Source organism: Pseudomonas oryziphila (assembly GCF_003940825.1).
In the GTDB taxonomy this organism is placed as follows: domain Bacteria; phylum Pseudomonadota; class Gammaproteobacteria; order Pseudomonadales; family Pseudomonadaceae; genus Aquipseudomonas; species Aquipseudomonas sichuanensis.
This window is the reverse complement of record NZ_CP034338.1, coordinates 3623984-3646019: the sequence shown is the minus strand read 5'-3', so window position 1 is coordinate 3646019 and position 22036 is coordinate 3623984. Positions and strand designations below refer to the sequence as shown.

Below are 22036 nucleotides of genomic sequence, written 5' to 3'. Positions count from 1 at the left end.
ATCCAGGAAAACGGCCGTAGGCACCTGGGGCAAAGTCGCGTCAGTTTGTTTCAAGTCGCCAATTGATGTCAATTCGCCGGGAATTTCCTGAATACTGTGTCAGATTACAAGCCAAAAACCCATGGCACCATCAGCACGGTCACCAGCATCACCAGCAAGGTGAACGGCACCCCGACCTTGACGAAATCGGCAAAGCGGTACTGCCCGGGGCCCAGCACCAGGGTGTTGACGGGCGACGATACCGGGGTCATGAACGCAGCCGATGCCGCGAGCGCGACCGTCATGGCAAACGGGTAGGGCGACATGCCCAGCTGTTGCGCGGTGCTGATGGCCACCGGCGCCATCAATACCGCCGTGGCGGTGTTGGAAATGAACAGGCCGATGACTGCGGTGACAGCGAACAGGCAGGCGAGAATCGCGCTTGGCCCGGCATCGCCGAGCAGGCTCACCAGGGCGCCCACCGCCAGGTCGATGCCGCCGGTCTTCTGCAGCGCCAGGGCGAACGGCAGCATGCCGACGATCAGCACCAGGCTCTGCCAGTGGATGGCGCGATAGGCGCTGTTCATATCGATGCAGCGCCCCGCGCCCATCAGCAGGCAGCCGATCAGCGCGGCGAGCACGTTGGGCACCAGGCCACTGACCATCAACCCGACCATCACCGCCAAACTCAGCAGGGCATAAGGCGCCCGGGCGCTTGCGGGTGCCACCTGGTCGATCTCGGCCGGCAGGCTCAGCACCAGGAAGTCGCGGGGCTTGGCCTGCAGCTGGCGCACCGCTTTCCACGGGCCGACTACCAGCAAGGTGTCGCCCAGGCGCAGCTTTTCTTCAACCAACTGTTCCTCGATGGCCAACTGGTCGCGCCGCAGCCCCACCACGTTGAGGTCGTAGCGGGTACGGAACGCAAGTTCGAGGATGCTCTTGCCGATCAGTTGCGAGCCTGGCGGCAGCGACACTTCCGCCATCCCCAGTTCCTGGGACTGGTCGATGAAGTAGGCCGCCTTGAAGTGCAGCGGCTCCAGTTGCATGGTCTGGCACAGGCTGCGCAGGTCGTCGCGGTTGGCGAACAGGTCGAGCAGCAGGATATCGCCCTGCTGCAGCACGGTGCCCGAGTCGGCGGCGATCACCCGGGTGGTGAACTTGTGCTGGCGTTCGATGCCGACCACGTTGGCGCCATGCCGAGTGCGCAGTTCCAGTTCGCCCAGGGTATGGCCGATCAGTGGCGAGTGCGGGCGAATGCGCAGGCGGCGTTCGCGGCCGTTGAGTTTGTAGTCCAGCACCAGGTCGAGCAGGGTGCGGCGGGTTTCCACCCGGCCATCCTTGCGCACTTCGCCATTGAGCCAGTGGCGGGTCAGCAGCATGTAGCCGATGCCCAGCACCAACACCACCAGGCCGAACGGGGTGAAGCTGAAAAAGCCGAAGCCGCTTTGCCCGTGGCGCATCAGCTCGCTATGCACGACCACGTTGGGTGGCGTGGCCACCAGGCTTAGCATGCCGCTGATCAGCCCGGCGAAGCTCAGCGGCATCATCAGCCGGCTGGGTGAGAGCTTCAGGCGCGCGGCAATGCTGAGCACCACCGGGATGAAAATCGCCACCACCCCGGTGGAACTCATCACCGAGCCCAGGCCGGCCACCGCGACCATCAGCAGGACCAGCAGGCGCGCCTCGCTGTTGCCAGCACGCTCGCTCATCCATTCGCCGATGCGGTAGGCGATGCCGGTGCGTACCAGGCCTTCGCCGATCACGAAAAGTGCAGCGATCAGTACCACGTTGGGGTCACTGAAACCGGCCAGGGCCTGGTCCACGGTAAGGATGCCGGTGAGCGGCAGGATGAGGATCACCAGCAACGCAACCACGTCCATGCGTGGGCGGTTGATGATGAACAGCACGACGACGACGGCCAGCAGGCCGAGGACCCAGAGCAACTCTTGGTTCATGGGGAGGGGGTGTTCCTTCACACAAGGGCGCGAAAAGCGATGGCCCTAGTGTGGCAGCTTGACGCGAATGCGTCGTTGACGTGCTGCAATGTTTTGCCGGGCGAAACGATCGCGGGCGGTGCGGCCATGTAACAAGCCTGCACCGCCCGCGAGGGTGTCAGCGTCGATCAGTGACGGTGCTTGTGCTTGCGGTTGCTGTCACCCATGTGGTTGCCGATGGCGCCACCGGCTGCGCCGCCAAGGCCTGCGCCGATGGTCGAACCGTTGGAGCCGCCGAGCTTGCCGCCGATCAGCGAGCCGCCTGCCGAACCCAGGCCGCCACCAATAGCCGCCTCGGTGCGGTTGCCCTTGCGTGCGCCGACGGCACTGCCTGCCGCGCCGCCCAGGCCTGCGCCGATGGCGGCGCCGGTGCTGCCGCCGATCTGTTTACCGACCACGTTACCCAAGGCGCCGCCCAGGCCGCCGCCGATGGCCGCGGTACCGTCACCGGCGAAAGCACCCTGGCAGAGCAGCAGGCCGAGGGCGAGGGAAGGCAGAGTCAGACGCATGTTGTGAACCTCAGAGGAATCATCAGGGTGGGGTGCCGCCTTGCGGGCGGCGAATCAAGGTTGGGAAGACGCTTCAGCGCTGGTAACGGTCACGGTACTGACGATCGTCGTCGTCATCGCGATCATGGCGGTGGTGATGGCGGTGGCCGCGATCACCGTCGCGCCAGCCATCATCATCGTCGTGGTAGTGGTGGCTGTAGCAGCCGCCAAGCAGTAGCACGGCGGTGATCAGCGAAAGGCTTGCGAGGCGAGTCATCACGATATAGGTCCTTGATCGGTAAAGGTTTACCGGGTACTCGCTGAGACCTTGGTCGATCGATTTGGTTTCTTTACCCCGCAAAATATTGGTGCCCTGGCGATAAGCGGCATCCAGGCCAGGGCGGATGGACGAAACGTCGTGCCCATGGTTGGTACTGAATCAGTTCGGGACAGACGCCGAACCCTGGTTTGCCGTGCTAGAGTCGCGTTCTTTTTTGTCCCGAGGATGGAACATGCGAGCGATTCTGCCGATGACTGTGGTGCTGCTGCTGGTGGGCTGTGCGTCGTCGACCATGGAGGCAGCGCGTAACGGCGCGCCGACCGCGCGCCTGGACTCGCACAAGACCCCGGATGTGGTCGCCCAGTGCATCCAGTTCAGCTGGCAGGAAGAGAAGACCTTTGGCGTGGATGCCAGCGGCTACCTTGAAGCGCGCAAGGCGGGCGGTTTCACCGTGTATACCCGCGAGGCGGAATCGTTCGTCGATGTCTACGCCCAGGCCGGCGGCACGCGGGTGGACTACTACGCCCAGCACAATGACGGCATGGCCCTGCAGCGCCGGGCGGCAGCGGCGACCTGCCTGTAAGGCTGCGCTCAGCGCAGTCGCGCCTCCAGCCCGGCAATATGCGCCTGCAAACGTTCATGCTCTTCGCGCTCGGCACCGATGTCCTCGAACACGCTGATCAGATGTTCCGGCTGGCCATCGGCATGCCGTTGCAGCGAAGTGCGCGCGCGCACCCAGATAAAGCGGCCATCCTTGTGCCGCACGCGTTTTTCCACTTCATAGCGCTCGATTTCGCCGGCCAGCATGCGCCCTAGCAGCACGAGGTTGCCCGGCAGGTCGTCGGGGTGGGTCAACTGCTGGAAGGTCATGGCATACAGCTCGGCCTCGCTGTAGCCCAGCAATTCGCAGAGGCCACCATTGACCCGTCGCCAGGTGCCGTCCGGGTCGATATAGGCCAATGCCCCCCACGCCAGTTCGAAGATCGCGCGAAAGCGTTCCTCGCTCTGGCGCAGGTGTTCTTCGGCGACCTTGCGCTCGGTGTTGTCCATGCTGATGCCGACCATTTTCACCGGGCGCCCGACGCTGTCCTGCAGCACCGTCGCGCGCGAGGCGATCCAGCGCTGGCTACCATCGGGCCGGGTGATGCGAAAATCACACTCGCAGCCAGTGCCTTGCGCGACCGCCTGGGCGTACATGCCCTGCATGTGGCGGGCGTCGTCGGCGTGGATATGGGCCCAGAAATCCTCGTTGCGCCGTACCGGCCAGCCATACACCGCCTCGACGTTGGGTGAGTAGGTGACCTCGTCGCTGACCAGATTCCACTCCCAGGTGACGATGCGCGCGCCTTCCTGGGCCAGCTTCATGCGCATTTCGCTCTCCATGATCTCGGCGGTGTAGCGTCGGCGCACATCGGTCATCGGCAGCTCGACCACCTCGGCCTGCTGCACGCTGTGCAGGGCTTCCTCGCCGTAACGCAGCCAGATCCAGTTGACCTTGAGAAAGTCCGCCAGCTTGCGCAGGTTGTCGTAGTCGATCTCGCCGCCGCGTGTCCATTTGTGCACTGCAGTGCGCGATATCCCCAGGGCCGTGCCAACCGCTTGCAGGGTCAGCTTGTGGTGTTCGAGCAGTTCCTTGAGGCGAAAGGCGAAGCTGTTTTCCGTCATGGGTGCTGGATCCTTGGGCGGGGGCCGAAGGCCGCAGTATACCTGAGCTGTCAACCTGAGGTTGACGGGTATTGCCGTGCCTGAGCAGGGGCGGTTAACGTGGCAGCCGACTCCATCAGGACAGGGATGTACTACCGCATGAGCCGATCACTGGAACTCAATCGCGCCAGTTGGGATGAGCGCGCGCCGCTGCACGCGGCCTCGAAGGATTATGAAGTCGAGACATTCGTCCGCGACCCCGGACACCTGTCCGAGGTCGTGCGTTTCGACCTGCCGAGGCTGGGCGAGCTTCGCGGTTTGCGCGCGGTGCACCTGCAATGCCATATCGGTACCGATACCCTGTCGTTGGCTCGGCTTGGCGCCCAGGCCTGGGGCCTGGATTTCTCGGCGGCGTCGCTGGCGCAGGCGCGCAGTTTGGCCGGGCGCTGTGGCGCGTGCATCGAGTATGTGCAGGCGGACGTTTATCGTGCCGAGCAGGTGCTGCCGGCAGGCAGCTTCGATCTGGTCTACACCGGCATCGGCGCCTTGTGCTGGTTGCCTGACATCGAGCGCTGGGCGCGCACGGTGGCGGCCTTGCTCAAGCCGGGCGGGCGCCTGTTCCTGCGCGATGGCCATCCGATGCTGATGGCCGTCAACGAGGACCATCAGGACCGGCTGCAACTGGACTACCCGTATTTCGAGCGTGAAGCGCCCACGGTGTGGCACAGCGACCAGACCTACGTGGACACCGACCAGGCGCTGGCCCAGACCGAGACCCATGAGTGGAACCACGGGCTGGGCGAGGTGATCAGCGCACTGCTGGGCAATGGCCTGCGGCTGACCGCCCTTGAGGAGCACCAGAGCATCCCCTGGGAGGCGTTGCCGGGGCAGATGGAAAAGGGCGCCGACGGTGAGTGGCGCCTGATCGAAGCCCCCTGGCGCCTGCCGCTGAGCTACACGCTGCAGGCGCTCAAGGGCTGAGCCTCAGGACAGGTAACCGCCATCGACATTCAGTGCGGTGCCGGTGGTGTAGCTGGACGCGCTGCTTGCCAGGTACAGCACGGCGCCGGCCATTTCGCTCGGGTCGGCCACGCGCTTGAGCGGGATATGTTGCAGGGCGGCGTTGAGGATGCTGTCGTTCTTTACCAGTGCCGAGGCGAACTTGGTGTCGGTGAGGCCCGGCAGCAGGGCGTTGCAGCGGATACCGAAAGGTGCGCACTCCTTGGCGAACACCTTGGTCATGTTGATCACCGCCGCCTTGGTCACCGAGTAGATGCCTTGGAACAGGCCGGGTGACACGCCGTTGATCGAGGCCACGTTGATGATGCTGCCGCCGCCGTGCTCGCGCATCAGCTTGCCGGCCTCCACCGACATGAAGAAGTAGCCGCGGATGTTCACGTCGACGGTCTTCTGGAAGGCGCCCAGATCGGTGTCCAGCACATTGCAGAACTGCGGGTTGGTGGCGGCGTTGTTGACCAGGATATCGAGGCGGCCGAACTGCTCGCGGATCCCGGCGAACACCTGCTGGATCTGCTCCATCTCGCCGATGTGGCAGGCCACCGCGGTGGCCTTGCCGCCAGCGGCGATGATCGCCTCGGCCACCTGCTGGCAGCCGTCGAGCTTGCGGCTGGAGACGATCACATGGGCGCCCTGTTGGGCCAGCAGGTGGGCGATGGCTTCACCGATGCCGCGGCTGGCGCCGGAGACGAATGCGATCTTGCCATCGAGGTCGAACAGCTGGGTCTTGGACATGCTTGTATTCCTTGTTGTCTGTCGCTGCCGGGTTTACAGGCGGGATTTGTCGATCAGTTGCAGGCTCATTTGCTCCAGCAGGCGGTTCATGTGGATGAACTGGGCGAAGCGTTTGTCCTGGGTCTGGCCGTGGAAGAAGCGGTAGTAGATCTGCTGCACGATGCCGGCCAGGCGGAACAGGCCATAGCAGTAATAGAAGTCGAAGTTGTCGAGGGTGATACCTGCGCGCTCGGCGTAGTAGTCGACGAACTGTTGGCGGGTCAGCATGCCTGGTGCGTTGCTGGGCTGGCGGCGCATCAGTTGCACCGGTGCCGGGTCGCTGGCCTCGATCCAGTAGGCCAGGCTGTTGCCCAGGTCCATGAGTGGGTCGCCAATGGTGGCCATCTCCCAGTCCAGCACGCCGATGATGCGCATGGGGTTGTTGCTGTCGAGGATGACGTTGTCGAAGCGGTAATCGTTGTGCACGATGCCAGGGCGCGGGTGGTCGGCCGGCATTTTTTCGCGCAGCCAGGCAATGACTTGCTCCCAGCGCGGCGCATCGGGCGTCAGGGCTTTTTCATAGCGGCTGGCCCAGCCTTCGATCTGGCGTTGCACATATCCTTCCGGCTTGCCCAGGTCGGCCAGCCCGCAGGCGTTGTAGTCCACTTGGTGCAGTTCGACCAAACGGTCGATGAAGCTCTTGCACAGGGCTTCGGTGCGGGCAGGGTCCAGGTTCAGTTCGACCGGGATATCCGAGCGCAGGATGATGCCGTTGACCCGCTCCATCACATAGAACTCACCGCCGACCAGCGATTCGTCGGTGCAGTGCACGTAGGCTTTGGGGCAGTAAGGGAAGCCTTCGTTGAGCCGGTTGAGGATGCGGAACTCACGGCCCATGTCATGGGCCGATTTGGCCTTGTGCCCGAACGGCGGGCGGCGCAGCACGAACTCCCGCTGCGGGTAGGCCAGCAGGTAGGTAAGGTTGGAGGCGCCACCAGGGAACTGGCTGATGGTCGGCAGGCCTTCAAGGCCGGGTATGTGATCCTTCAGATAGGGATCGATGACGGCGGCATCGAGTTCTTCGCCGGGGCGGACCTGGGTGGACTGATCGGTGATCGTCATGCGATTTCCTTATGATCAATAACAAGGACTATTGGCTAATCTAATTTCCCATGGCTGTTGGTACAAGCGTGCCAGGCGCTTATTGGTCGGGGTGTTGCCGGGCGATCAATGGCCTTGATGCTGGGCAGGCAAAAAAAAACCGAAGCGCAGGACGCTTCGGTTTTTTCATTCGCAGTTCGCGTTGCCGATCAGGCCGGGAACAGCTCGCTGAGCTTCATCGACAGCATCATGTCGCCTTCGACGCGCAGCTTGCCGCCCATGAAGGCCTGCATGCCATCGGTGTCACCGCTGACGATGTCCTTGAGGGTCTCGCTGTCCAGCACCAGGGTGCAGTTGGCATCGGCGTTCTCGCCTTCCTGGATCTCGCAGGTGCCATCCTTGACGAGCAGCGCGTAGTGCTTGTCTTCGTCGGTGATGTTGAAGCCGAACACCAGGTCCAGGCCGGCGGCAGCGGCGGGGTTGAATTTCGCTTTCATTGCCTCGACGGCTTTTGCTACATCGCTCATGGTGTTTTCCTTATTAAGTGATATTCAAGTCCGCAGGGACAAAACAGGCCGGGCTCATCGGTAGGTGATGAGCTCCGGCGCCCTCAGCAGCTGCACGTGGGCTTGGCTGTTGAAGGAGGCCAGTACCACGTCACGGCCACGGAACTTCAGGTGGCTGAGCGACGTGTTGATGATCTGCCAGTTCAGGGCGAAGGCCTGTGCCGGCGTGATTGCGCAAGTCAGGTGGAGCAGGGCGGCAATGGTGCCACCCGAGGTGAACAGGGCGATGTTTTCACCGCTGGCAGCGCTGTCGAGCAACCGCTGCAGCCCGTCACCCACCCGGCCAGTGAAGGCTTGCCAGGTTTCCAGGTTGTCGTCGTGGGCATGCTCGCCCGCGTGCCAGCGCTGTACCATCAAGGCGAACAGGCGCTGGAACTCACTGCGGTTCTGCGCAGCGTTGCGCAGTACGTGCAGCGCTTCGGGCTCATCGGCCAGCAGGCCGGGGAGCAGGGCGCGGATCACCCCGTCGGCATCGAATTCGTTGAAGGCCGGGTCGGTCTCGATGGCAGGGGCCTGGCTGCCGTTGGCGTGCAAGGCTTGCAGTGCCAGGCGGGCGGTATCCTGTTGGCGGCGCAGGCTGCCAGCGACGCAACGATCCAGGCGCAGCCCGAGTTGGCCGAGGTGCTCGCCCAGCGCCAGGCTCTGACGCTCGCCTACGGCCGAGAGGACGTCGTAGTCGGCGGCACCGAAAGAGGCTTGGCCATGTCGGATCAGGTAGAGGTTGCCCACGAAGTTGTCCGGCCCGGTTGGAGGTTGCAGCGAGGTTAGGATGCCCTGCCAAGGCTGTCAACGAAAAAACATACAAGCGTTTGAAAAGGTCGTTTGAACTGTGTTGCCGGCGTTGTCGATGGCTGGCAGCAGCCCAGGCAGCCCGGTATGCTGCAAGCATTTCGTGCCTGTCTGGCGCTGGTCTATCAAGGAGTCAACGTGGAGTTTCTTGCCGAATACGCAAGCTTTCTCGCCAAAACCGCAACGCTGGTGATCGCCATCCTGATGGTGTTGTCGGCCATCGCCGGTCTGCGCGGCAAGGGGCGGCGCAAGCCGGGTGGGCAATTGCAGGTCACCCGCCTCAACGAATTCTATAAAGAGCTGCGTGAGCGCCTGGAGTCGGGCCTGCTCGACAAAGGCGAGCTCAAGGCGCTGCGCAAGCAGCAGGCGAAGGACGAGAAGCAACAGAAGAAGAAAAAGCCCGAGCAGAAACGCCGGGTGTTCGTTCTCGACTTTGATGGCGACATCAAGGCCTCGGCCACCGAAAGCCTGCGCAACGAGATTACTGCGCTGTTGACCTTGGCCACACCACGTGACGAAGTGGTGCTGCGCCTGGAAAGCGGCGGCGGTCTGGTGCATAGCTACGGCCTGGCGGCTTCGCAGCTGGCGCGCATTCGTGAAGCCGGCATTCCCTTGACCATCTGCATCGACAAGGTCGCCGCCAGCGGCGGCTACATGATGGCCTGCATCGGCGAGAAGATCGTCAGCGCACCCTTCGCCGTGCTCGGTTCGATCGGCGTGGTGGCGCAATTGCCCAATATCAACCGCTTGCTGAAGAAACACGATATTGATTTCGAGGTGCTCACGGCAGGTGAATACAAGCGCACCCTGACGGTGTTCGGCGAGAACACCGAAAAGGGCCGGGAGAAGTTCCAGGAAGACCTCGACATCACCCATCAGCTGTTCAAGGATTTCGTTGCCCGCTACCGTCCGCAATTGCACATCGATGAAGTGGCGACCGGCGAAGTCTGGCTGGGCATTGCCGCTCTCAACCGCCAACTGGTCGATGAGCTTGGCACCAGCGACGAGTACCTGAGCCGCAGCGCCCGCGAGGCCAATGTATTCCACTTGCGTTTTGCCGAGCGCAAGAGCCTGCAGGAGCGTATTGGCGTGGCTGCCAGTGGCGCGATGGAGAACACGCTGGTAGGGCTGTGGAGCAAACTTGGGCGCCTTCGCTAACACCTTGAACCCCTTGAAGATTTTTTTCTTGAAGGGGGTTGCAAGGTCAATCGATTGCCGACATAATGGCCTCCATCGAAACGCAGCTGAACTTGAAAAAGCCCAGCAGTTTCAAGGAGATAGCGAAAGCTGACTCCGACTTTGAGGCCGAGTAGCAAAGTGGTTATGCTCCGGATTGCAAATCCGTCTACGCCGGTTCGATTCCGACCTCGGCCTCCATATTCGAAAGCCCCGCAGATTAACGTCTGCGGGGCTTTTCTTTGTGGGTCGAAAAAGACGATCATTTCCGCATAATCAGGCATCGTTTCCGCATCAGCGCATTACTTGGTGGGGCTGACGGCGTCGACACGGCGGTAAACCCGCTCGCTGATTCCTTCTTTCGAGTGCCCTAAGTCAGTCGCCCAGCCCCGCACAGGGCTTTTGATCTGGCGCTCACCCCTCACCGCGATGCTTCCAAGCGTGGTGCCTGCCCAGGTCACTGGCATGAAGTGCCCGCGTGAGATGCGCCTTCTTCAGCTCCTCAGCCCAGGCAATGGCCTCGGCACGTTCTCGCGCGCGGATCGCATCAACAGCCTCCGCCCAGTGCTCCAGCGCCTCGGCAAACCTTCGCTTCTCATTCTCGGGCATCTCGGCACCCTTCGCGTGAGTGGTTGGAAGGGGTAAGGGTAGACCAGATGGGCGTGATGCTTGTGGCGGTTGTTGGCAAGCGGCGAACGAAAAGCCCGGCGCTTGGCCGGGCTTGGGTTGCATGCAATGTCAAAGGGTTGACGCCTGCATCGTTGCGCGGAGCAGAGCTAGATCCTTGGTCGGTATGACATAGGTTCTAGAGAGCATGTCACCGACTCGTTGGCATCGTGCGGACTGCGCATAGATGAAGATCGTTATGATCCCTAGCGGAGCCTCGATGTGTCTGGTGAATCCTCGAATCAGGGCTTGTACAAGCGTAGGTGGGCCACCTGCTCCGTTGATGACGGTCAGCCCAAATACAAGCTTCCCCGGTGTCCTGCCTTTAAGAAGCCATTCCCATAGCGGATATAGGAATAGGTAGACAAAGACCAGTTCAAGCCCTGCGAACAACAGACGTTCTTGCTGGGTGAGCCATAGGCCGAGAAGAACAATTGTTCCGTAGTCGATGATGTACGCCCCTATGCGTTTCATCAGAAGGGACGTCCTTGAGACTTCCATCAGGTGCTCCGTGTTGTGGTAAATAGCGAATGAGTAGGGCCCAGGAGTTAACCGGCTTGGGGTTACTGAAATTGCGCTCGTTGAACAGTTCGTAGCAACGGCGCGCTACAGTCGCGAAGTACACTGGTAAAAATGAGTGGCGCAGGACCTGGCTTGGGCGTTCGTCGTGAGTGAGGCATTTCGAGCATGCACGTATTGAGGTGGGTCTTGCTGTATCGGCAGCGGCTGGCTGACGTTTATCCTTGAGTCGCGAGATTCTTGTGCTGTGGCGCTGCAATGCTAGATTGCCCTCATCAACAAGAAGGATGCCTGGAAATTGGAAATGGCCCAGGTGTGATAGATTCCCGCCATTAACAAGGAGGTGAAACATGGCAACCAGAGGCAAGGATCATCAGATCGACAATATCGAATTCAATGTCAGCGATATTGACCGCAGCAAGGCGTTCTACGGTGCGGTTTTCAACTGGCAGTTCGTGGACTATGGCCCGACCTATACCGAATTTACGGATGGGCGATTGACGGGCGGTTTCACCACGGGTGAGCCCGTCAGGCCTGGTGGCCCACTGGTGATCCTGTATGCGGATGATCTGGCAGAAACGCAACATCGGCTTGAGGCTGCAGGGGCAAGGATCAGCAGGGCGGTGTTCGCATTTCCCGGCGGCAAGAGGTTCCACTTCATCGATCCGGATGGTTACGAGCTCGCGGTCTGGACTTCTGTGGATTGAAGCGACCAGGCAGAAACAGCGAATAAAAGAAAACCCGCCATCTAGGCGGGTTAAACAGAACGTATCGAAGCAAGGCCAGTCTGCCGTTACAGATGTCAGAATTTTGTGAAGGCTCGGTAAGTCAGGTTTCAATAACCGTTACTGAATTTTTCATCAATCATGCGTCTTTCTACTGCGTAGCGCTTCAGGCCTATTGCGTCGGCGCGGCTTGTTTCTTCGATGGCGAGGCCATGCAATGCTGCGCCGATGGCCACGACTCTACTTTCATCCTGTTCTGCGGTGGTCGTCGGAAGCGGCCAAGCGCATCAGCACGGCTGGGCTCAGGCAAAAAAAGCCCGCCGGGGCCGGCGGGCTGGAACGTGCTTGAAGGGAGAGCCTTGAGGTTGCGCCTGGTCGGTTAAGTCAGGGTTAACTACCCGCTGCATTGACCGCTGGCGCCGAAGCGCCTATACAGGCGGCCTGTAGTGTGTGGAGTGTGTGATGTACGAAGAAGACGATTTGCCAGAGCCCGAGCACGACCATCTGCTTGACCACGAATTTCACGACAGCTTCGACCCTGAGGCGGATGCGCAGGGGGCGCTGGATGAAGTCGAGGAAGACGAGGAGCTGCAGGATGATTTCGATGACGAGGAGGATCACCCGGCCTGGCACGATGACTGCGACGATTGACGTCGCAGCAATCGCGTATTGATCCGGCGGTCAGTGGCGGTCGAGCGAAAAACGCCCGGGGCCGCTGACGGCCAGTGCCAGCAGGCCGCCGACGATGCTCAGGTTTTTCAGGAACTGAGTCATGTTGGCGCTGCGTTCAGGGTCGACCATGTTCCAGAACGGGTGGCCGAGCAGCGCTGTGCCCAGCACGAACAGGGCGAACAGCAGCGCCAGTGGCCGGGTATAGAAGCCGAGGATCAGCAGGATGGCGACCAGGAACTCCATGATCACCGCCACCCCGGCAGTCAGCATCGGGGCCGGTGCGCCGAGGGAGGTCATGTAGCCGACCGTGCCCTCGAAGCCGGTCAGCTTGCCCCAGCCCGCGAGTACGAACAGGATCATCAGGAAGATTCGGGCAAGCAGCAGAATGAAGTCGCGTTGGCCTTCGAGCAGTGCATAGCGCATGGCGGCGCTCCGATGGACGGGGACAGTTTCCACTCTAGCAGCTGCCAGGCGGAATTCCGCTGGGCATGAAAAAGGCGCCGCAAGGGCGCCTTCATCGAAAACAGATGGTGCGAGTGGCGGGACTCGAACCCGCAAGGCTCACGCCGACAGATTTTAAGTCTGCTGTGTATACCAATTCCACCACACTCGCACTGTTGATCGCCGCGCCTCATTGATAGATGGCCTTGGCAATCAAGCGCGCTTTATAACCCATTGTTATAGAAGCGTCAACCAGCCTGCAGGTTCAGGGCGTGATGGTGTGGGCGATTCCGCGCAGCTCACAGGCAGAATCACGCAAGTCGTGGACATGGTTGTCCATGGTCCGAGCATCAGTCTTATGGATTGAATGACGCAGATACAGGGCGTGGCCGTCCAGTGCCTGGCACAGTGTGTCGATTTCGGCAGCAGTGTGCAGCAGGTCGTCCTGAAGCAATTGCAGACGTTGATTCGAGCGCATGTGGTGCATCCTTGCAGGTAAGCGAGGTGCCACTATAGGCCAATTGACAGCAGGCTGTCATTGCGCCACCTTTGCGCCATTGGATCCAAGTGAGTAAGCCGTGATGCCCCCGTTTTCCTCAGGCCAGGCCAGCGCAGCAGGGCGTGTTGTGCGCCCGAAGCTGTTTTGGCGTGTGTTGTTGTTGCTGGTTTGCCTGCTGGCAGCCTTCCTCTTCGTCGGCCTGATGGGGCTGGGTAGCTATCTTGTGGTGCTGGGCCTGGATGAATTGCATTCGGCGTCTCAACGGCTCATGGCCGTGGGCGGCGGTGCCGTGATCTTACTGGTGGGCCTGTGGCTGCTCAAAGTGGCAATGCCACGCAGGCTGGTGCCGACATTGCGTGAGCCTGGAGTTGACGGTCGTCGCATGGAGTAGGGTGCTTGCAGGACTTTTGACTACGCTCAGTATGTCCTTATCGCGGTGCTTGGGGAGTTCGCATGCCAGCAACGGACCGGCCCGCCCAGTCAGTGATGCCCGAAGCGCGCTATGAACAGCTGGTTCAGGCGGTGGTGGACTATGCCATCTACATGCTCGACCCAGATGGCCATGTGGTGTCGTGGAATGCCGGTGCCCAACGGATCAAGGGCTATCGCGCCGACGAGGTGATAGGCAAGCATTTCTCTCTGTTCTTCACCGCCGAAGATTGTGCCGACGGCCGCCCCGAACGCCTGTTGCGCCAGGCCCTGGAGCAAGGAGTGGCGCAGGATGAGGGCTGGCGCGTACGCAAGGATGGCACGCAATTCTGGGCCCTGGCCGCGATGGACGTCATTCGCGACGAGCAGGGCCAGATCATCGGCCTGGCCAAGGTCACGCGCGACATCACCGATCGCCGGGATTCCGCGCTGCAACTGGACGCCATGCGCGCCCAGCTGTTCCAGGCACAGAAACTCGAGGCCCTCGGCCAACTGACCGGCGGCCTGGCCCACGACTTCAACAATCTGCTGACCATCATCCTCAGTTCCGCGCGCCTGGCTATCAACAGTCAGGACCCCGGCCGCACCCGGCGTATGCTCGAACACATTCTCGATGCCGGGCAGCGGGGCACCCAGCTGACCCAGCAACTGCTCAGCTTTGCCCGCTATCGGCAGCTGAGTGTCGCGCGGATTTCGCCTGCCCAGGTGGCCGGGTCCATTCGCGCACTGGCGGAACATGCGTTGCCTCCCGACATCGAGCTTGTCGAGCAGATCCAGGCAGAGCTGCCTGCCATTGAAGTGGATGCCGGGCAGTTGCAGATGGTGCTGCTGAACATGATGTTCAATGCCCGGGATGCGATCGGCACGGCGGGACGGATTGACCTGGTGGTCGACAGTGTGGAGCTGGCCGGTGAAGTGGAGGGCTTGCAAGGGCGCTACGTGCGTTTCGACGTGCGGGACGACGGCGAGGGAATCGATCCGCAGGTTTTGCCACGTATCTTCGAGCCGTTTTTCACCACCAAACCTTTCGGCAAAGGCACCGGTCTGGGGCTCAGCCAGGCCTATGGGTTCGCCAGGCAGAGCAATGGCGCCATCCGCGTTGCCAGCCGGCCCGGCAAGGGGACCTGCATGAGCCTGTATCTGCCGGCATGCCCCGATGACCAACCGCAGACAGGCGAGTAAAAAATCATGGTTGAACAGCTCAAGCGACTGGCCACCGGCATTGAAGGCCTCGATGCCCTGCTCAAGGGTGGGTTGGTGGTGGGGGCGTCCTATATCGTCCAGGGGCATCCGGGCTCGGGCAAGACCATCCTGGCCAACCAGCTTGCTTGCAACCATGTTCGCGAAGGCGGGCGGGTGCTGGTGGCCACGTTGCTCAGTGAATCCCATGAGCGGTTGTTCCAGTACCTGTCGACCCTGACGTTTTTCGATCAGACGCTGGTGGGCGACAGCATTCAGTTCGTCAGCGCTTTCGACACCCTTGAGCAGGATGGCCTCGATGCCGTAGTGCGGTTGCTGCGCCAGGAGATTGCCCGGCAGCAGGCCAGCCTGTTGATCGTCGATGGCCTGCTCAACGCCCGCTCGCGGGCGGAAACCAGCCTCGACACCAAAAAATTTGTTTCCGAATTGCAGGGGCATGCCGCTTTTGCCGGATGCACCGTCCTGCTGCTGACCAGCGCACGCCTGGAGGAGGGCAGCCCCGAGCACACCATGGTCGATGGCGTCATCGAGCTGGGCGAGCACATGGTTGGCAGCACGGCGGTACGTCATGTCCAATTGCGCAAGACCCGTGGCAGCGCGGCGTTGTCGGGGCGCCACGAATGCCTGATCAGCGAAGCAGGGTTGCAGGTCTTCCCGCGGCTGGAATCACTGTACAGCCACCCCAGCCAGCCTGGCGCGCAGGCGCTGAGCCGCGCCACTACCGGGGTGAGCGACCTGGATCGCATGCTTGGCGGCGGTTTGGCTGAAGGCTCCGTGAGCCTGCTGATGGGGCCGTCCGGGGTCGGCAAAAGTGCCTTGGGTATCGCGTTTCTGGCAGCGTCCGATGAGCACGCACCCGGGCTGCACTTTGGGTTCTACGAGACGCCCGCTCGCCTGCGTCTCAAGGCTCAAGCACTGGGTTTCGACATCGCCGGGCAGGAGCGCGACGGGGTCGTGCAGCTCAGTTGGCAACCCACCACTGAGGGGCTGCTGGATGAGGTAGGCGCACGTTTGCTGGAGCAGGTGCGAGCGCTGGGCGCCAAGCGCGTGGTGATCGACAGCCTCGGCGCGTTCGGGCGCCTGGCGCTGGAGCCTGGGCGCTTGAACGCGTTCTTCCGTGCCCTGACCGGTGAGCTGCGCGCGCGTGAAGTGACCGTCCTGCTCACGTGGGAGATGCGTGATATTTTCGGCGCCGAGATCACCGCGCCGGCACCGGACCTGTCGAGCATCGTCGACAATCTGGTGTTGATGCGCTTCGCCGAACTCGATGCCAAGCTGCACCGCATGCTGTCGATCATCAAGGTGCGCGACAGCGAGCACGACCCAACGCTGCAGGCGCTGCACCTGGGGCCGCAGGGGATCACCCTGGGGCGGGCTTTCGATGGCGCAAGTGGCGTGCTCAGCGGCACAGCGGTCGCGCAGGGCGATCGCTGATGGGATGACGCCATGAACACCATCCTGATCGTCGATGACGAGTACCTGATCGCCGATATCCTCGGTTTCGCCCTGGAGGACGAAGGCTATCAGGTGGAAAAGGCCAGCAACGGGCGCAAAGCCCTGGAGGCGTTGAATGGGATGCAAAAAGGCAGGCATGTGGAGTTGGTGATCACCGATTACATGATGCCGGTCATGAATGGTGTGGAGCTCGTGCGGGCTATCCGCACCGAACTGGACCTGCCGCACCTGCCGGTCATTCTCATGAGTGGTGCGCAGGCCGACAAAAAGCTGATCCGCCCCGAGCTGTTCGCCGCGGTGTTCGACAAGCCATTCGACATGGACAGAATGATCGCCAAGGTGCGCGAACTGCTGGGCACCTGAGGTTCAGGGTGGGCGCCCCGCGTGGGCGGGCAATCGATCAGACGCGTCCGTGCGGCTTGATGCTTGGGTGATCAGTGTTTCTCGTCGCCTTTCTCCGGGGCAGGGCTGCCTGCCTGGATTCGCTTGTAAATCTCTTCACGGTGCACCTGGACATCCTTCGGCGCATCGATGCCGATCCTCACTTGCATCCCCTTGACTCCCAGAATGGTGACTTTGATGTCGTCGTTGATGACGATGCTTTCGCCGACCTTACGGGTGAGTATCAGCATGTAGTTCTCCTTGGTGATGTAAAAACCGCCGGGCCATTTACCACAACGGTGGGAGCTTTGTCCCTCTTCCTTTCCATTAAAGACGCTTTCGGCGGATAGTAATTCCTCCGTCAGACAATTTATGCCTGTCTCTAGTTGCAGGTGCTGGTGGACATATGATGCTGGCCATCAGCGGAGGTGCTCGGTGGCAAGGATAGGGTGGTTGACGTCATATGGGAAATTTCCTTGTTTGATAAGTGAAATAGCCGAGCTCAATGATCGTTTGCGTCCAGTGCCTGCAGAAAAACCAGCAGCGCCGCTTCCTCGGGCTCCAGACCCTTGCGCCGGCGCGCTCGCGGCAACTGTGCCAGGCGCCCGAGCTGAAAATGCTCGAACAACGCAGGGTGGATATAGCAGCGGCGGCAAACGGCTGGGGTATTGCCCAGGCGGTTGGCCACCTGGCGCACGGTTGCCGCCACCTGGCGCCGGGCTTCGCTGTCGGGCTCCCAGGCCAGTGGCCTCAGCAGGCTCAGGGCCAGGCTGCTGCCGGCCCAGGTGCGGTAGTCCTTGGCGGTGAAGTCGGCGCCGGTCAACTGCTGGAGGAACTGGTTCACCTCGGTCGAACCGATGCTGTGGCGTTGCCCACCTTCGTCCAGGTACTGGAACAGCGCCTGGCCAGGCAGTTCCATGCAGCGCTTGAGCAGCGCCGCCAGGCGTCGGTCTTGCAGCGTGACGTCGTGTTCGACACCGCGCTTGCCGCGGAACTGAAAGCGGATGGTGCTGCCCCGAACCTTTACGTGACGGCAGTTCAGCGTGGTCAGCCCGTAGGAGCGATTGTCGCGAAGGTACTGCCGATTGCCGATGCGAATGAGCGTTGCGTCGAGCAGGCTGATCACCAGCGCCATCACTTTTTCCCGGTCCATCCCGCGGCGGGCCAGGTGTTCGTCCAGCCGCTTGCGCAAGGCGGGCAGGGCTTCGGCGAAGGCCAGCAGGCGGCCGTACTTGTACTGGTCACGCTGCTCTCGCCATTGCTGATGGTAGCGGTACTGTTTACGCCCCCGGGCATCGCGGCCGGTGGCCTGCAAATGGCCCAGCGGGTCGGCGCAGATCCACACCTCGGTATAAGCTGGCGGGATGACCAGCGCCGCGATGCGCGCCAGGGTCGCGGCATCGCGCACCTGCCGGCCCAAGGCATCGAAGTAGAGGAATCGTTCGCCTCGCCGGCGCCGGCTCAATCCGGGCTGGTTATCGTCGACATAGTGCAGGGCGGCGGGTGGCGGGCAGTCGGGCATCGGTGCAGTCCATCGAGCGGTCATGCAGCAATGGACAATCGCTACTGCGGCGTTGCTCAACCGAGCAGCGCCACCGACTTGATCTGCGCCCATAGGTGCTGGCCCGGCTGCACGCCGAGTTGCTCTGCCGAGTAGCGGGTGATGCGCGCCAGCAGGGGGCTGCCGCTGGCGTCCAGGCTTACCATCACATGGGCCGGGTTGTCTGCCGCGTGGCATTCGCGCACCTGCACCGGCAGGCGGTTGAGAATGCTCGAGGCGCCGTCGGCGCTCAGCGCCAGGCTTACATCGCGGGCCTGCACCTTGAGCCGCAGGGTGCTGCCCACATGCAAGTCAGGATGGGCGATGCGCAACAGCGGACCTTCGCCGCCGGGCAAGCGCAGGTCGAACAGCTCAAAGTGCGGGTCATGGCCGACCACCACGCCTTCGAGCACTACGCCGGCATCCTCGCCCTGGGCCAGCGACAAGTCCAGGCGTGCCAGGGTCTGGCCGATCGGGCCGCTGGCCAGGGCCTTGCCCTGCTCCAGCAGCACCAGGTGGTCGGCCAGGCGCGCAACTTCATCCTGGGCATGGCTGACGTAGATCAGCGGGATATCCAGCTCGTCATGCAGGCGCTCCAGATAGGGCAGGATTTCACGCTTGCGCGCACTGTCCAGGGCCGCCAGGGGCTCGTCCATCAGCAACAGGCGCGGGCTGCTGAGCAGCGCCCGGGCGATGCCGACACGTTGTGCCTCGCCGCCCGACAAGGTTGCAGGCTTGCGTTCGAGCAGATGACCGATGCCCAGCAACTGACACGCCTGCTCCAGCTTGATCTTGCGCTCACTGGGGGCGATGCGGCGCCAGCCGAACTCCAGGTTGCCGCGCACCGACAGGTGCGCAAAAAGGCTGGCTTCCTGGAACACATAACCCACAGGGCGTTTGTGCGGGGCAATGAAATGCCCACGCGCACTGTCTTCCCAGACCTCGCCGTTGACCTCGATGTAGGCACTGGTGGCACGTTCCAGGCCCGCCAGGCAACGCAGGCACGATGTCTTGCCCGAGCCGGAATGGCCAAACAGCGCGCTGATGCCACGCCCGGGCAAGTGCAGGTCGACATCCAGGGTGAAATCGTCGCGCGCAAGGGTGAGGCGCGCCTGTATCGAAGCACTCATTTCAGCTCCAGCCAGCCTTGCCACGCCGGCCGGCGTAAAGCATCAGCAGCACCAGGAAGGAGAACAGCAGCATGGCCCCGGCCAGCCAGTGGGCCTGGTCATAGGCCATGGCCTCGACATGATCGAAGATCTGCACCGAAACCACGCGGGTCTTGTCGGGGATATTGCCACCGATCATCAGCACCACGCCGAACTCGCCCACGGTATGGGCGAAGCCTAGAATGCTGGCGGTGATGAAACCGGGGCGTGCCAGCGGCAGCACCACATGGACGAAGGTATCCCAGGGGCTGGCGCGCAGGGTCGCGGCCACCTCCAGCGGGCGCTGGCCAATGGCGCTGAAGGCGTTTTGCAGAGGCTGGACCACGAACGGCATGGAGTACACCACCGAGCCGATCACCAGCCCGGCGAAGCTGAACACCACGCTGCCAAGGCCCAGCGCCTGTGTGGCCTGGCCGATCCAGCCATGGGGGCCAAGCATCAGCAGCAGGTAGAAGCCGATCACCGTCGGTGGCAGCACCAGGGGCAGCGCCACCACCGCGCCAATCGGCCCGCGCAGCCAGGAGCGGGTGCGTGCCAGCCACCAGGCGATGGGCGTGCCCACCACCAGCAGGATGGCAGTGGTCAGGCTGGCCAGCTTGATGGTCAGCCAGATCGCACCCAGGTCACTGGCGTCGAGCGGCATCAGATTTCATAGCCGTAGGACTTGATCACGGCGGCTGCTTTCGGGCCTTTGAGGTAGTCGACCAGCGCCTTGGCCGCCGGGTTGTCCTTGCCTTTGTTCAGGATCACCGCATCCTGGCGGATCGGTTCGTGCATCGAGGCCGGGACGATCCAGGCCGAGCCGGTCTCGACCTTGCCGTCTTTGTAGATCTGCGACAGGGCGACGAAGCCCAACTCGGCATTGCCGGTGGAAACGAACTGGAACGCCTGGGTAATGTTCTGCCCTTCGACGAGCTTGGCCTTGGTGGCCTCGGTCAGCTTGAGCTTGTCCAGCACCTGGGTGGCGGCCAGGCCATAAGGGGCGGTCTTGGGGTTGGCGATGGACAGGTGCTTGAAGTCGTTTTTCTTCAGCACCTCGCCCTTGCTGTCGACGTAGCCGGGCTTGGCCGACCACAGTGCCAGGGTGCCGATGGCGTAGGTGAAGCGCGAGCCGGCAACGGTCTCTTTTTCCTGCTCGAGCTTGGCCGGGGTGCTGTCGTCGGCGGCGAGGAACACTTCGAACGGCGCGCCGTTCTTGATCTGTGCGTAGAACTGGCCGGTGGCGCCGTACGCTGCGACCAGCTTATGGCCGGTATCCTTCTCGAAATCCTTGGCGATGGCCTGGATGGGCGCGGTGAAGTTGGCTGCCACGGCAACCTGGACCTCATCGGCCCAGGCGCTGTTGAGGGAGAACAGGCTGGCCAGGGTGGCGGCGGCCAGGTGGGACAGGCGAATACGCATCGAGAAGGCTCCTAGGGACGGATGGTTATCGTTATGGTGCTGACTATATAGCGATAAGCCATCCGTCGGGAAGAGCGGTGCGGCTAAAAAGCTGATCTACGGGTCAAGATATTAAGCGCCTCATTGGCAATATCAAGTGTCAGCTCGCCCGCGTCGAGGTGTTTACCCAAGCGCAGGGCCTGGCCTGACCAGAGGTTGCTGAAATCACTGTTGCCCTGTGGGTCGGTAATCGCCCGTAGCGGCATCAATGCGCCGCCTGCCAGGGGGAAATGCGGGGCCAGTGCGCTCATGGGCCCCAGCTCGCGCATGATGCGGTTGTTGATGCCGCGCGCAGGGCGCCCGGTGAACAGGTTGGTCAATGCGGTATCGCTGGCCGGGGCGTTGTCCAGTGCGCGGCGATGCGCCGGCGAAACCTTGGCCTGTGGGCAGAACAGGTAGGCGGTGCCGATCTGCACCGCCGAGGCGCCCAGGGCGAGGGCGGCGAGCAGGCCGCGGTGATCGGCAATGCCACCAGCGGCGATCACCGGTACGCCCACGGCATCCGCCACCTGGGGTACCAGGGCGAAGGTGCCGATCTGGCTGTTGATATCGTCGCTGAGGAACATGCCGCGGTGGCCGCCCGCTTCAAAGCCCATGGCGATGATCGCGTCGCAGCCATGCTGCTCAAGCCAGATGGCTTCCTCGACCGTGGTGGCGCTGGACAGCACCTTGGCCCCGGTTGCCTTGACCCGTTGCAGCAGTTCGGCGGCAGGCAGGCCGAAATGGAAGCTGACCACCTCCGGGCGCATCGCCTCCACCAGTTGGCAGCTCTGCTCGTCGAACGGCGCACGGTTGGACACCGGCGTGGGTGCGTCGAAGTCGGCGCCGGTCTCGTCGTAGTAGGGCTTGAGCGCCTGCTTCCAGCGCGCGTCACGCTCGGGGTCCGGTGCTGGCGGCTGGTGGCAGAAGAAGTTGAGGTTGAGCGGCCCGCTGCACGCGGCGCGGAAGGCCTCGATTTCCCCTCGTAGCTGGTCGTGGGTCAGCATGGCGCAGGGCAGGGCGCCCAGGCCGCCGGCGTTGCCGACGGCAATCGCCATCGCCGAGCCGCTGGCGCCGGCCATGGGCGCCTGGAGGATGGGCACCTCGATGTTCAACAGGTCGAGGATGCGGCGGTCTGGCCAGGTGCTCATGGGCGACTCCTAGAGTGCGGCG

At 62.5% G+C, this 22036-nt stretch carries 28 protein-coding genes and 2 tRNA genes; 10 read left to right on the top strand and 20 right to left on the bottom strand.

Annotated features, from left to right (window positions below):
* Positions 1–104: 104 nt before the first annotated feature.
* The 3 genes from EJA05_RS17150 to EJA05_RS17140 form a co-directional block, all read right to left on the bottom strand.
* Positions 105–1934 (bottom strand): SLC13 family permease, encoded by a 1830-nt coding sequence (locus EJA05_RS17150; RefSeq protein ID WP_125859153.1) that lies wholly within the window; start codon positions 1932–1934, stop codon positions 105–107.
* 167 nt (positions 1935–2101) lie between these two features.
* On the bottom strand, positions 2102–2482 hold the full coding sequence (locus EJA05_RS17145) for a glycine zipper domain-containing protein (RefSeq protein WP_110995555.1): 381 nt from the start codon (positions 2480–2482) through the stop codon (positions 2102–2104).
* A 73-nt stretch (positions 2483–2555) separates the two neighbouring features.
* Positions 2556–2738, bottom strand: coding sequence for a hypothetical protein (locus EJA05_RS17140; RefSeq protein WP_125464635.1), 183 nt, complete (start codon positions 2736–2738; stop codon positions 2556–2558).
* Between the two features lie 235 nt (positions 2739–2973).
* Here EJA05_RS17140 and EJA05_RS17135 point away from each other — a divergent pair, with 235 nt between their 5' ends.
* Positions 2974–3324, top strand: a complete 351-nt coding sequence (locus EJA05_RS17135) for a hypothetical protein (protein ID WP_125859152.1) — start codon at positions 2974–2976, stop codon at positions 3322–3324.
* Positions 3325–3332: 8 nt separating this feature from the next.
* On the opposite strand, the gene EJA05_RS17130 is transcribed toward EJA05_RS17135, so the two are convergent.
* Positions 3333–4406 (bottom strand): helix-turn-helix domain-containing protein, encoded by a 1074-nt coding sequence (locus tag EJA05_RS17130; protein WP_125859151.1) that lies wholly within the window; start codon positions 4404–4406, stop codon positions 3333–3335.
* 138 nt (positions 4407–4544) lie between these two features.
* On the opposite strand from EJA05_RS17130, the gene EJA05_RS17125 reads away from it, so the two are divergent.
* Positions 4545–5366: a class I SAM-dependent methyltransferase gene (locus tag EJA05_RS17125; RefSeq protein ID WP_125859150.1), complete on the top strand. Its 822-nt coding sequence runs from the start codon at positions 4545–4547 to the stop codon at positions 5364–5366.
* Positions 5367–5369: 3 nt separating this feature from the next.
* Here the strand turns inward: EJA05_RS17125 and EJA05_RS17120 are convergent, their stop codons facing one another.
* The 4 genes from EJA05_RS17120 to EJA05_RS17105 form a co-directional block, all read right to left on the bottom strand.
* A complete protein-coding gene (locus EJA05_RS17120) occupies positions 5370–6137 on the bottom strand; it encodes an SDR family oxidoreductase (RefSeq protein WP_125859149.1) in 768 nt (255 codons plus the stop codon).
* Between the two features lie 33 nt (positions 6138–6170).
* Complete coding sequence (locus EJA05_RS17115; protein WP_125859148.1) at positions 6171–7238, bottom strand: phosphotransferase family protein; 1068 nt, start codon at positions 7236–7238, stop codon at positions 6171–6173.
* Positions 7239–7426: 188 nt separating this feature from the next.
* Complete coding sequence (locus tag EJA05_RS17110; protein WP_125859147.1) at positions 7427–7744, bottom strand: SCP2 sterol-binding domain-containing protein; 318 nt, start codon at positions 7742–7744, stop codon at positions 7427–7429.
* Between the two features lie 54 nt (positions 7745–7798).
* Positions 7799–8512, bottom strand: coding sequence for a histidine phosphatase family protein (locus tag EJA05_RS17105; RefSeq protein ID WP_125859146.1), 714 nt, complete (start codon positions 8510–8512; stop codon positions 7799–7801).
* 198 nt (positions 8513–8710) lie between these two features.
* Between EJA05_RS17105 and sohB the strand changes: the two genes are divergently transcribed.
* Together sohB and EJA05_RS17095 are read left to right on the top strand one after the other, a co-directional pair.
* Complete coding sequence (sohB, locus tag EJA05_RS17100) at positions 8711–9730, top strand: protease SohB (RefSeq protein ID WP_125466226.1); 1020 nt, start codon at positions 8711–8713, stop codon at positions 9728–9730.
* Positions 9731–9875: 145 nt separating this feature from the next.
* Positions 9876–9949: transfer RNA gene (locus EJA05_RS17095), tRNA-Cys, on the top strand.
* 213 nt (positions 9950–10162) lie between these two features.
* Here EJA05_RS17095 and EJA05_RS17090 read toward each other — a convergent pair.
* Together EJA05_RS17090 and EJA05_RS17085 are read right to left on the bottom strand one after the other, a co-directional pair.
* Entirely contained in the window at positions 10163–10357 is a 195-nt protein-coding gene (locus EJA05_RS17090) for a hypothetical protein (RefSeq protein WP_125859145.1), read from the bottom strand.
* 129 nt (positions 10358–10486) lie between these two features.
* Positions 10487–10915 carry an RDD family protein gene (locus EJA05_RS17085; RefSeq protein ID WP_125859144.1) on the bottom strand — a complete coding sequence of 143 codons (429 nt, stop codon included), beginning with the start codon at positions 10913–10915 and terminating at the stop codon, positions 10487–10489.
* 368 nt (positions 10916–11283) lie between these two features.
* Here EJA05_RS17085 and EJA05_RS17080 point away from each other — a divergent pair, with 368 nt between their 5' ends.
* On the top strand, positions 11284–11640 hold the full coding sequence (locus EJA05_RS17080) for a VOC family protein (RefSeq protein ID WP_125859143.1): 357 nt from the start codon (positions 11284–11286) through the stop codon (positions 11638–11640).
* A gap of 128 nt (positions 11641–11768) precedes the next feature.
* Here the strand turns inward: EJA05_RS17080 and EJA05_RS28585 are convergent, their stop codons facing one another.
* Positions 11769–11894, bottom strand: a complete 126-nt coding sequence (locus EJA05_RS28585) for a hypothetical protein (RefSeq protein WP_267285390.1) — start codon at positions 11892–11894, stop codon at positions 11769–11771.
* A 226-nt stretch (positions 11895–12120) separates the two neighbouring features.
* On the opposite strand from EJA05_RS28585, the gene EJA05_RS17075 reads away from it, so the two are divergent.
* Complete coding sequence (locus EJA05_RS17075; RefSeq protein WP_110995372.1) at positions 12121–12309, top strand: hypothetical protein; 189 nt, start codon at positions 12121–12123, stop codon at positions 12307–12309.
* 30 nt (positions 12310–12339) lie between these two features.
* Here the strand turns inward: EJA05_RS17075 and EJA05_RS17070 are convergent, their stop codons facing one another.
* The 3 genes from EJA05_RS17070 to EJA05_RS17060 all read right to left on the bottom strand — a co-directional run bounded on the left by EJA05_RS17070 (position 12340) and on the right by EJA05_RS17060 (position 13249).
* Entirely contained in the window at positions 12340–12753 is a 414-nt protein-coding gene (locus EJA05_RS17070) for a DoxX family protein (protein ID WP_125859142.1), read from the bottom strand.
* 105 nt (positions 12754–12858) lie between these two features.
* A tRNA-Leu gene (locus EJA05_RS17065) sits at positions 12859–12943 on the bottom strand.
* A gap of 93 nt (positions 12944–13036) precedes the next feature.
* Entirely contained in the window at positions 13037–13249 is a 213-nt protein-coding gene (locus EJA05_RS17060; RefSeq protein WP_125859141.1) for a hypothetical protein, read from the bottom strand.
* A 103-nt stretch (positions 13250–13352) separates the two neighbouring features.
* Here EJA05_RS17060 and EJA05_RS17055 point away from each other — a divergent pair, with 103 nt between their 5' ends.
* From EJA05_RS17055 to EJA05_RS17040, 4 genes are all read left to right on the top strand, one after another.
* Positions 13353–13661 carry a hypothetical protein gene (locus tag EJA05_RS17055; protein WP_125859140.1) on the top strand — a complete coding sequence of 103 codons (309 nt, stop codon included), beginning with the start codon at positions 13353–13355 and terminating at the stop codon, positions 13659–13661.
* Between the two features lie 62 nt (positions 13662–13723).
* A complete protein-coding gene (locus EJA05_RS17050) occupies positions 13724–14881 on the top strand; it encodes a two-component system sensor histidine kinase NtrB (protein ID WP_223277152.1) in 1158 nt (385 codons plus the stop codon).
* A gap of 6 nt (positions 14882–14887) precedes the next feature.
* Positions 14888–16333, top strand: coding sequence for an ATPase domain-containing protein (locus EJA05_RS17045; RefSeq protein WP_125859139.1), 1446 nt, complete (start codon positions 14888–14890; stop codon positions 16331–16333).
* 12 nt (positions 16334–16345) lie between these two features.
* Positions 16346–16717, top strand: a complete 372-nt coding sequence (locus EJA05_RS17040) for a response regulator (RefSeq protein WP_125859138.1) — start codon at positions 16346–16348, stop codon at positions 16715–16717.
* 71 nt (positions 16718–16788) lie between these two features.
* Here the strand turns inward: EJA05_RS17040 and csrA are convergent, their stop codons facing one another.
* From csrA to EJA05_RS17010, 6 genes are all read right to left on the bottom strand, one after another.
* Complete coding sequence (gene csrA / locus EJA05_RS17035) at positions 16789–16986, bottom strand: carbon storage regulator CsrA (RefSeq protein WP_110995367.1); 198 nt, start codon at positions 16984–16986, stop codon at positions 16789–16791.
* Between the two features lie 251 nt (positions 16987–17237).
* Positions 17238–18257 carry a DNA topoisomerase IB gene (locus EJA05_RS17030; RefSeq protein ID WP_125859137.1) on the bottom strand — a complete coding sequence of 340 codons (1020 nt, stop codon included), beginning with the start codon at positions 18255–18257 and terminating at the stop codon, positions 17238–17240.
* A 56-nt stretch (positions 18258–18313) separates the two neighbouring features.
* Positions 18314–19405, bottom strand: a complete 1092-nt coding sequence (gene modC, locus EJA05_RS17025) for a molybdenum ABC transporter ATP-binding protein (RefSeq protein WP_125859136.1) — start codon at positions 19403–19405, stop codon at positions 18314–18316.
* Position 19406: 1 nt separating this feature from the next.
* A complete protein-coding gene (gene modB, locus EJA05_RS17020; RefSeq protein ID WP_125859135.1) occupies positions 19407–20087 on the bottom strand; it encodes a molybdate ABC transporter permease subunit in 681 nt (226 codons plus the stop codon).
* On the bottom strand, positions 20087–20845 hold the full coding sequence (modA, locus tag EJA05_RS17015) for a molybdate ABC transporter substrate-binding protein (RefSeq protein WP_125859134.1): 759 nt from the start codon (positions 20843–20845) through the stop codon (positions 20087–20089). Before modA ends, modB begins: the two co-directional genes overlap by 1 nt.
* 83 nt (positions 20846–20928) lie before the next feature.
* Positions 20929–22014 carry an NAD(P)H-dependent flavin oxidoreductase gene (locus EJA05_RS17010; protein WP_125859133.1) on the bottom strand — a complete coding sequence of 362 codons (1086 nt, stop codon included), beginning with the start codon at positions 22012–22014 and terminating at the stop codon, positions 20929–20931.
* Positions 22015–22036: the final 22 nt, after the last annotated feature.